Source organism: Vreelandella lionensis (assembly GCF_002087295.1).
GTDB classification, from domain to species: domain Bacteria; phylum Pseudomonadota; class Gammaproteobacteria; order Pseudomonadales; family Halomonadaceae; genus Vreelandella; species Vreelandella lionensis.
Genome location: NZ_MWVI01000091.1, coordinates 1 through 9,062, shown reverse-complemented (window position 1 = coordinate 9,062; position 9,062 = coordinate 1). Strand labels below are relative to the sequence as shown.

General features: G+C 54.2%; 12 protein-coding genes. 11 read left to right on the top strand and 1 reads right to left on the bottom strand.

From position 1 onward, the window contains the following. Positions 1-591: hypothetical protein (locus B4967_RS13855; RefSeq protein WP_243470601.1), on the top strand; the 591-nt coding region annotated here is incomplete at its 5' end. 211 nt (positions 592-802) lie between these two features. Here B4967_RS13855 and B4967_RS19720 read toward each other — a convergent pair. Then, positions 803-1,327, bottom strand: a complete 525-nt coding sequence (locus tag B4967_RS19720) for a hypothetical protein (RefSeq protein WP_243470600.1) — start codon at positions 1,325-1,327, stop codon at positions 803-805. A 516-nt stretch (positions 1,328-1,843) separates the two neighbouring features. On the opposite strand from B4967_RS19720, the gene B4967_RS13845 reads away from it, so the two are divergent. The 10 genes from B4967_RS13845 to B4967_RS18375 form a co-directional block, all read left to right on the top strand. Further along, complete coding sequence (locus B4967_RS13845) at positions 1,844-2,539, top strand: DUF7146 domain-containing protein (protein ID WP_083025811.1); 696 nt, start codon at positions 1,844-1,846, stop codon at positions 2,537-2,539. Next, positions 2,536-2,937 (top strand): toprim domain-containing protein, encoded by a 402-nt coding sequence (locus B4967_RS21410; protein WP_083025810.1) that lies wholly within the window; start codon positions 2,536-2,538, stop codon positions 2,935-2,937. The genes B4967_RS13845 and B4967_RS21410 overlap by 4 nt, the downstream gene beginning before the upstream one ends. Before the next feature lie 609 nt (positions 2,938-3,546). Next, on the top strand, positions 3,547-4,131 hold the full coding sequence (locus B4967_RS13835; protein ID WP_340638781.1) for an ERF family protein: 585 nt from the start codon (positions 3,547-3,549) through the stop codon (positions 4,129-4,131). A gap of 71 nt (positions 4,132-4,202) precedes the next feature. Beyond that, complete coding sequence (locus tag B4967_RS13830; protein WP_139794515.1) at positions 4,203-4,658, top strand: metal-dependent hydrolase; 456 nt, start codon at positions 4,203-4,205, stop codon at positions 4,656-4,658. Beyond that, positions 4,655-5,674 carry a conjugal transfer protein TraF gene (traF, locus tag B4967_RS13825; RefSeq protein ID WP_083025805.1) on the top strand — a complete coding sequence of 340 codons (1,020 nt, stop codon included), beginning with the start codon at positions 4,655-4,657 and terminating at the stop codon, positions 5,672-5,674. Before B4967_RS13830 ends, traF begins: the two co-directional genes overlap by 4 nt. 102 nt (positions 5,675-5,776) lie before the next feature. Continuing rightward, positions 5,777-6,100, top strand: coding sequence for a conjugal transfer protein TraH (locus tag B4967_RS21405; protein ID WP_083025804.1), 324 nt, complete (start codon positions 5,777-5,779; stop codon positions 6,098-6,100). After that, on the top strand, positions 5,994-6,803 hold the full coding sequence (locus B4967_RS13815) for a conjugal transfer protein TraH (RefSeq protein ID WP_161491525.1): 810 nt from the start codon (positions 5,994-5,996) through the stop codon (positions 6,801-6,803). Before B4967_RS21405 ends, B4967_RS13815 begins: the two co-directional genes overlap by 107 nt. Then, positions 6,781-7,239, top strand: a complete 459-nt coding sequence (locus tag B4967_RS13810; RefSeq protein WP_083025800.1) for a hypothetical protein — start codon at positions 6,781-6,783, stop codon at positions 7,237-7,239. The genes B4967_RS13815 and B4967_RS13810 overlap by 23 nt, the downstream gene beginning before the upstream one ends. Continuing rightward, complete coding sequence (locus B4967_RS13805) at positions 7,236-8,600, top strand: conjugal transfer protein TraG N-terminal domain-containing protein (protein WP_083025798.1); 1,365 nt, start codon at positions 7,236-7,238, stop codon at positions 8,598-8,600. Before B4967_RS13810 ends, B4967_RS13805 begins: the two co-directional genes overlap by 4 nt. A gap of 4 nt (positions 8,601-8,604) precedes the next feature. After that, on the top strand, positions 8,605-9,062 hold a 458-nt coding region (locus B4967_RS18375; RefSeq protein ID WP_207953637.1), incomplete at its 3' end, for a hypothetical protein.

The window sequence follows — 9,062 nt, the reverse complement described above, 5'->3', positions numbered from 1 at the left end:
CCGTCAACGGGTAAGTTACTTCGCTCTACGTTGATGGCAGTCGTTATTGCCGTCGCTTTGCTGATCAGCGTCGTGCTACCTGCTGAGTATGCCATTGACCCGACCGGCGCTGGGCGCTTGTTGGGGCTGACGGAGATGGGAGAAATCAAGACCCAGTTGGCTGAGGAAGCCGAGCTCGACCAAGCCAGTGTCCAACAGGCTTCTGAACCCGCTGCACCTCAAGAGGCCGTTAGTGATAGCCAACCTTCGGCTGCAACCGCTACTGCTGCGCCAACTTCAGACGTAGAGACGGAGCAGGTAGCCGCTTCGTTACCAGAAGACCAAGAGATGGTGCAGACTGAAGCAAACGTAGCCCTTGCTGGCGCTCCTGCCGCTGAGGAGACACCTTCCCAGGCAACTGAAGAAACTGCGGCATGGGGTGATGAGGTGACCTTCACACTCACGCCGGGTGAAGGTACCGAGTATAAGCTAACGATGGAAGAAGGTGCTGTCGCGACATTCGCTTGGGCGTCCGACGGCGGGCCACTTAATTTTGACTGGCAATGGGAACTCCATCAGCTACGAGAAGGGGCGTGGCGTACCCGAAGATGAGGGAGAGCTGGAAGCTGATTTCACCGGCAACCACGGCTGGTTCTTCCGTAACCGCAATGACAACGACGTGACCGTGGTCTTGCGTGTTGGAGGAGACTACGGGGAGCTAAAAGGTATGCTTTAATTCCCTTAACTGAACCGCTCCGGCCAAAAGGCCGGGGCGGCCCCCATAGCGCACCTAACGACAAACAGCAGAGCTAACGTTTTACTCTTATACAATAGGCAGCCAGTAGCTCACGCCCTCCATGCTAACCCGAACCCCGTCTCCTGAATGCTCTATGGTCTGTTGACGGAGTGCTTTTTTAGATACTTTCTTGTCATGACAGTATTCCATGGTAGTGACGATCCATCGTTCCTTCCACTCCTCCCCTTGATCAGTACACTTAGCCATTTGAGTCATGGTGCGAGCCAACTTTTCTTTTCGCCGTTTTCTTGCCCGTTTCTCATCCACCCTAGGGGTCAGTGTGGTGGCACGCTGGCGATTTAAGAAATTGGTAAACCCCGTCACCAAGGCTGCTTGTCCGGGCACCGCACTCAAGTAACTGTCCACATCGCCCTGGTTAGGTAGCCGCTGCCCCTCTCTGTCAGTATTGAGTAACAATGCGGCTGCCGCGTTTAGTCCAAGTCGTGCGGAGGTGGGGTCGTTGTGCCCGCCTCTATACGGGTTTCCAATTACAGCCAACAGGCTTGCAGCACTTGGTCTGATAGCGAAGCGGACGGCATAGAACTTAGACACGCTTGAATACGTCTTTTCTCTGAGTCGATCCGCTTTGCTTGGTGATCCGGCTCTACCCCTTGCTCTTCATGCAACCATCACATAGGGAGCCTCACACGCCGCAATCCCTCTGCCCCGAAGTGATGAAGCAGTTCCGTATAGCTCGGTATGCGTGACCATGCTTGGTCGAGTTACTGCTGGGCCAAGTAGTGGTGCATTGTGCATTTCGTGCTGTGGCCCGCCTCATTGGCAACTGCTTGCAAAGTATTAGTGAGCAGGACAAAGCTGCCTGGCAACAGAAGTGGCTCAAGACGCATTCCGCGGCTTAGCCACACACTGAACGACTAGGCACCCTTCAAGCCCCTCTCCGATTAATCGGGAGGGGCTTTTCTCTGTATAGGACTTCCAACTGCCATTGTTTCGCATGCGGAACATTTTTCTTTGGTGGCAGTGTCTCCCCTACCTCTTCATAGCCGTCACTGGTCGCCCTATCTAATTGTGAGATCCGGGTGACCGGAAATGAGAGAGGAGCAGATCATGAGGAATAGCAACAAGTACGAAATTGCTGATGTGAAGCGTGTCGCGGAAGGTCAATGGGATACGGTCTTTCAGGCACTGTGCCCCGAGCTGGAGCATGCAATTGCCCACCCGGGACATCACATCGATTGCCCGATACATGGTGGCAAGGAAGACTTCCGCCTCGATCGCGGCTTCAAGCAACGGGGTACGGCCATTTGCACTTGCGGTAACTGGGATGGTTTTAGCCTGTTGAAAGAGCTGAAAGGCTGGGCTCTTCCCGAAATACTGGAGCAGGTAATGGGGGCTCTCGGTGAACAATCCGTTGAGCCGCTGGCGCCTACAGTATCACGGCCACCGCCACGGCAGGTCGAGGAAAAGCAGGACATCCGGCCAACGCTGCGCAAGCGCTGGGAAGAAGCTCTACCCCTGGGAAGAGGCGAAGGTCGCTTCATGCTGGCGAGCTACTTGCAGTTCCGCGGGTTGCCTGTAAAGCCGATGCTTAGCGTTCTCGAGACGGAGGCACGCCTCCACCCTAGGATGGCATACATCGAGAAAGGCAAAGTGGTTAGCTACTACCCTGCACTGATAACCATTGTCAGGGATGCGGCTGGAAAGCCTGTCACGATGCATAGGACGTATCTCAACCGCACAGAAAATGGTGTGGTAGAGAAGGCGCCTGTGAGCAAGGCTAAAAAGCTGTTCCCTGTGGGGTGAAGGATGGTGATGTCCACGGTGGTGCTATTCGCTTAGGCACAGCTACAGCCGGCGTTATCGGTGTGGCTGAGGGTATTGAGACCTCGCTAGCTATTCGGGCTGCTACGGGAATGCCTGTCTGGCCGGTACTGTCAGCTTCCCTAATGAGGTCGTTCGAGCCGCCTGAGGGCGTCACGGAAGTCGTTATTTGGGCTGATCGTGACCTACCCGACAGGAAAGGACGCAAGGCTGGTCAGCACGCAGCGGAAGTGCTCCAGGCTCGGCTTTTAGAGAAAGGGATTCGAGCTTCGATAAAGATCCCTGATGCATCCAGCTCAACTGATGTGAGCGTTGATTGGGCTGATGTGTACACCAGTAGTGGGCTCACGGGATTTCCCCGCAAGAGCAAAGCTGCTTAACCCTTCAAACCCTTCTGACATCCATTGTCAGGAGGGTTTTTCATTTTCAGCATGATGGGATTCGGGAGGAAGGATGCATTTTTATATATTTGCTGAATCTGTTTGGGTCAAGCAGCTACTGATCACTTAGGTCATTTCACTCTACCTCGCTTGAAGCGCATTTCTGTGGCATTGGCGCTTTTTAGCGTGGATAGCATGCCTCCGGGCGGTGATTCTGTGCTCAAGGCTCTGAGCACAGGGTCCAAAGTTACCGCCCTATCTGTCATTCCATAACAAGCCTTGCTTTTATTATCTGTTATTCGTTCTGAGACTAAGGTTATATGGGGCCTAGGGAATGATTCTAGTTCCCTTGCGTGGTGCATCACTTCTCCCTACTTTCTTTTAAATTAAACGTTTGTTTGATTTATCCGCTGGATCGTGTCACTTCAGCGGCGTTGCCACTCCTCTCGGTAATCTCAATACCACCTCCCGTTTGTCTGTCAGTAGCGCCCCTACCCCTCATGAGACCCCGATACCTGGGGGTATGAGAGGCGAGCACGTTATGAATCGCAGTGACTCGATCGCCAGAATCGGCAAAGCCCTGGCTTCAGTGCAGGCGAGCTTGGTGGTCTGATCGCACCGGATTCTACGAATCCGATGTACGACAACCGCTATGCAAGCCTCGCAATTATAATCGGCAGCATTCGTGCCGTCTTGAATAAGTTTGAAATTGCACTGGTTCAGGCACCTGTGCGCGGAACAGTGGGGGCTATGGTGATGGAGACCATGCTCATTCATGGTCCTTCTGGGGAGTACATTGGCTCTTACTGTGAGATGCCCGTTGAGACCCTTGATAGCCATGGTGTGGCGTCAGCCCAGACGTATGCACGTCGCTATGGGTTGATGGCTCTTCTAGGCCTTGCTCAAGGCCCGGACGATGATGGAAATGCTCCCTATAACGCCGCTGTGGAATCCTCAGTGCTTCTCTCTCGAGGAGAGCCTGAGCCATCAGAGAAGCGGGTATCGAACGGTCACCGTTTGGCATCGCGCGAAGCGATTCTAGCGGAGATTGAAAACTCAGATGTTGAGCGATTGGTTTCGGCCGAACGCTGGGTCAATAGCGCTCAACTGGATGCACACCTGTCAGCTCGGCTCAAGGGAGCGATCGCACAGCGACGCCGAATTATCCAGCGACAGCAATCCCATCATGATTAACGTTCCATAGCCCCATCCCCTTGTGGAGTTGGGGCTTTTTCGCGTGCATGACACAGGTATTTGGAGGCAGCTTGACCGGGAACGCTCATCGATTATTCGGCCTGGCGCTTGGCGCATCGGCTGGTGCGATTATGACACCCTTTTATGGCGGGATGTCTGCGCTGGCGGTGGCGGCGATGGCGCTGCCTGGATCAACGGCACCTGACTGGCTGGAGATCCGCATTGGTCCAGCCACGCTCATACCCCATAGGACTGTGACCCACTGGTTGCTCCCTTGGCTAGGGCTGGCAGTGGCATCGGCCGTTTGGCTACCTGATTCGCCATTGCTTGCCGCCCTTCTCTTAGGTTTCTCGGTTGGTGGGCTCTCTCACGTCATTGGAGATGCTGGCACCCCTTTGGGAGTCCCTGTGTGGCACCCCGCCAAACGCCATTCCCTGAAGCTGTGGGATGGCGGCACTTCAGAATTTTGGCCCGTGCTGTTGGCCTGGGCCATTGCCGCGATATTGATACGGAGCCTTGTGCTATGAAACACATTACCGCTGGCCCTTTGCCGGCGCCATTTCTGCGGCTAATGCTGGCGCTTTTGCTAACGCTGAGTTCGACCGCTATAGCCCAGCCTGGTGGAGACCGAGGGCAAGCCTGCCTTGATAGCAATAATGCTCGCGAATGCGGTTGGTTCTGGGGGCACTTAGATGATGATGAGGAAGAAGAGCCCGAAGAGCCCCCAGTCGAGATACCGATGGCCAAGACGCCTGAAGAGGAGCTGGATTGTACGGACCCAGAACAGTGGGAGCCCTCTTGTGGGTTTGTCGACCCAGAGGGGAGCTTCGAGTTTCAAGCCAAGCAGCGCGACATGCTGCTTAACCAGTCTGTGATGAACCCCAACAATCCAGAGACAGTCGAGGCCTTTCAGCGGTATATGCGATGGGCCGTCGACCAAGCCATCACAATGTCGAGGATGTGGGAGTGGAATCAGATCCAAAACCAGGACCTCAACCCCCTCGTACATAGCCCCGTCTCCTCCTTTGGGCTTCGTGCAGCGTCACGAGCACGCGATGGCAAGCGCAATGCGGTCATGGAAGAGATAGATGACCAGAATGGGTTTCTCGTCTGGTTTACCCGGTCTAGCTGCCAATTCTGTCATGACATGCAACCAGTTATGAAGCAGCTCGAACGACGTACTGGGCTCACCATTTACAACGCCCCACTTGATGGGGGGTGCATGCCAGAGTTCTCGAACAGCTGCGATACCACAGGACGCTCAGTAGAGGCTGCTGGCCACCTTGCCGACGAAGCGGTACCGGACCTCTGGCTTTACCTGCCACAGGATGATCTTTGGTTCCGCGTCTCCAGTGGTGTTGAAGCAGCGCAGCGGATTACCTCGAGGATTGAGGTCTTCTTTGGTGCTATCCAACGAGCAGCAGAAAAGGGCCTCGAGGCGGTTGGTGATGGCACGAGTCCTCCCGTTGATTTCAGCGTTCCCGACATGCTGGAACGGTCATCCGGTGGCCTCGGCGCCGGCATTCCCCAAGGAGTTGAGTAATGTTCTCCAGAAACAAATTGGTAACCATGGTGGCAACAGTCGTGATCAGCGGAATGTCGATAACGGCCACCACAAGCCTGGCTGAAGCCAACGCACTCGAAAATGCGTTTGACCGGCTATCCAGTGCCGGAGGCGGCTTCAGTAGCTCAAACAGCGCAGCGTCGTTTGAGACCAGGACACGGCATGGATACACGGCCGGGGGGTTTGACCAGGCGGTTTTCTCAGAACCGCTACTCGCTAGTCAACATGGACCCGCCGCGGCTAGACGTAGGCTGCAATGGAATCGACGCGCATTTTGGTGGCTTCTCCTATATCGACAGTGAACAGATCCAGCAGATGTTGGAGCAAATCGCCCAAAGGGGTTGTAGCCCTCTCCTTCCAGCTCGCGCTCAAACAGCTCTGCCCTATTTGTGGGGATGTGCTTGAGTTCGCACAACGCATGGCACAGGCGGCGGCGAAACTATCCCAGGACAGCTGTGAGGCTGCTACCGCACTGGTTGAGGGGTTCCCTGACTACTCCGGCGAATTAGGCAATCTCTGGTGTAGTTCGGTAGGGATGTTTGAGGGCGTGGAAAGTGACTGGCTGGCAGCCCAGCAGGACACTTGTGATAGTAAATCGGATTCGGGCCGCGAAGTGCGAGACCACCTCAGCAACAATCCGCGGGATCGCGCACTGGCCTTAGAGCTTGATGGCAACCGCACATGGCTAGGCCTTCAAGAAGCAGGTATTGCCCCTGGGCGAGATGGCAGCAACAACATGGGGGCAGAGAACAAGATATTTGCCGAGCTATTGATGAGTTGGATTGGTACTGAGGTTCGCAACAAAGGGGGTAGTGGCGACTCGAACACCTTTGCGCCAACCATCGAAACTGCCGATGCGATGCTGGACATATTCCTGTGCGGAAGTGATAAAGCCTCGCCGACCGTCATTGAATACGCTGACTTCGTGAACAGCTTTTGCGAGGACAAGGTATGGTCAGGCGCCTCAGGCCAGGCTACCGAGATTTATACTTGTAGCAACAGTGATCTGAGAGACTGTTGGAACCCGAACAAAGCAAAGGTTGAGGATATATCACTTGGCCACGGCTTTTTGACCAACGGTGATTATGGAATTGGAAGGTGCGGTTAAGAACGTTGCCAGTGGCACCCCACTGACCGCTTATCAAAAGGCCCTTATTGCAGCAGCGCCCTTCCCGCTCTATCAAGCAGTTAATGTTGCAGCGACCTACCCGGACCTTGCCTACGACCTAGTAGTTGGTAACTCGACCATTCTGTCTTACATGATCTCCATTGAGTACATTCGCCATGCCGTCCAGGCAACGGCTAAGACATCGATGACATCATCCGTGCCGGGTGAGATCTTGCGTGAATTCCGCGAGGCCCAGAATGAGCTAGTTGTCATGACCTCCCAGAAGGCTCAGCAAATTAACCTTATGGCTGAGACTCAGGAAAACATAATGAGCCAGGTTGACAAGATCAACCGCGCCACGTTGCGAAATCTTCATGCCATGGGTCTATCCGGCATGGATTTCGCTCGTGATATGGCTCGGGAGGTGGACCGGTGAAATGGGTTGTTCCTGCCCTTGTAGCTATTGGATTGGTCGCTGTTCCGGGGCTAGCAATCGCAGAGACCATGACGCCTGCAAGTGGTGACAATTGGACATGTTATGGCTATGGCAACGGTTATGCGCTGGCGCAAATACTGGAGGCGATTAAACGCCTGACTGACCCTGACTCAAACCCTGGGTTCAGGAACTTGGCGCTGTTCTTGGCGATGGCCGGCTTCCTTGCGATGTGCTTTACGGGAATCCTGGGTGGAAGTCTGCAAAAGGTGGCCATGTATTTTGCCGGCATGATTCTTACTGTCTACATGCTGTTCTCTTTGAAGGTCGATATTCTTATTGAAGACATGGTGTGGGATGGCGTTGGGTCGCCCCAATTCATTCAAAGAATTGAAGGCGTTCCGGCAGCCATTGGTCTTCCTGCTGTTGTCATCTCAGAGATAGGGATGTGGGCTACAAACGGCATTGAAACTAACTTCACGACGCCAAACTTCGAGAATCTACGTATTTCAGAGGGGGCTCCCGTTGGCATGGCGGCAATCATGCTGAATGACATGAAGAAGATTCGCCTGACTGATCCGTACCTGCGATCAAGCATTCAAAGTTTCATGAATGACTGTGCGTTGCCGAATATTTTTAGCGGCAAAATCTCCCCGGTGACGCTAATTACCTCACAAAATGCATGGGGGGTTTTAGGCAATAACCTGAACCGGGCAGTTTATACCGTCGTTTATGACTCGACCGATCCAAATGGTGGCATGCAGGCTTGTGACGAGGCCTACGCGAGCATTGACAACCGTTTGCAGACTGCAGCTCCCGCGTTATTGAACGGTATGAGGGAAGCATCCCCTTTCTGGCTTCAGCAGGCAGCAGGATCAACAGCGCTCGCACAAGCCGCTTTGGATGATTCGTTTCGCTGGGCTTCAGGTGGGAGTGCCGTTCAGGACGCCACAGGGATTGCCCCACAAGCCGCAATCGCAGAAATGTACTCTGGCACCTATGAATACGCAGCAATGGCCACAGGCTCCAACGAGCTGATCTCAGCCTTGAATATGGAGCAGGCTCGACGTGCCCAGCAATCTGGATGGTATAGCACAGCTATTCTCTTCCGGGATATGGCGGGCTATTTCTTCGCTATCCTTCCAGCATTCGTGGTTGGACTGGCGCCGATTGTGTTTGCTGCAGTGCTGGTCCCCGGCTTAGGCAAGAAGATGGGCACCTCGTATGCCCAGGTGATGACCTGGCTCATTTTATGGTGGCCAGGGCTCGCTATCGTGAACTACATCATGATGCTCTATTTCCAGGGTCAGACAGCGGGATACCTCGCTGATGGTCTAACCATGGCCAAATATGAGCGCAGTTAGCGATATGTCGGACAAGATGGTAATGGCCTCAGGTTTTATGTCCACCTTAGTACCCGCCATCATGTGGGGGTTAGTATCTGGTAGCGGTTACGCCTTCACTTCTGTCTTGGACAGGGCATCTGGTAGTCAACAAGCGGCGACAGCAGCGAACAACATGTCTACAGGTGCAGCCTCGGCTGGCCAGGTAAGCATGAACAACGCGAACATGAATGCTCACCAAACCTACCGCTACAGCTCTGGGGAAGAGGTATCGGCACACCATGTCGGCGTTGGGGCATCTCAAGTTACGAATATGAGCGGGCAGGATACGAACGTAGGCCTAAGAGCGGCAGACATGAGGGAGAGCCTATCTAAGTCGCAGGCATTTAGTGAAGCGACCCAGAGAACAGAAGAAGCGAAACAGTCATTTAGCCAACAATCCCAGAATATGATGACTGAACCGCCCCGGCTTTACCGGAGACT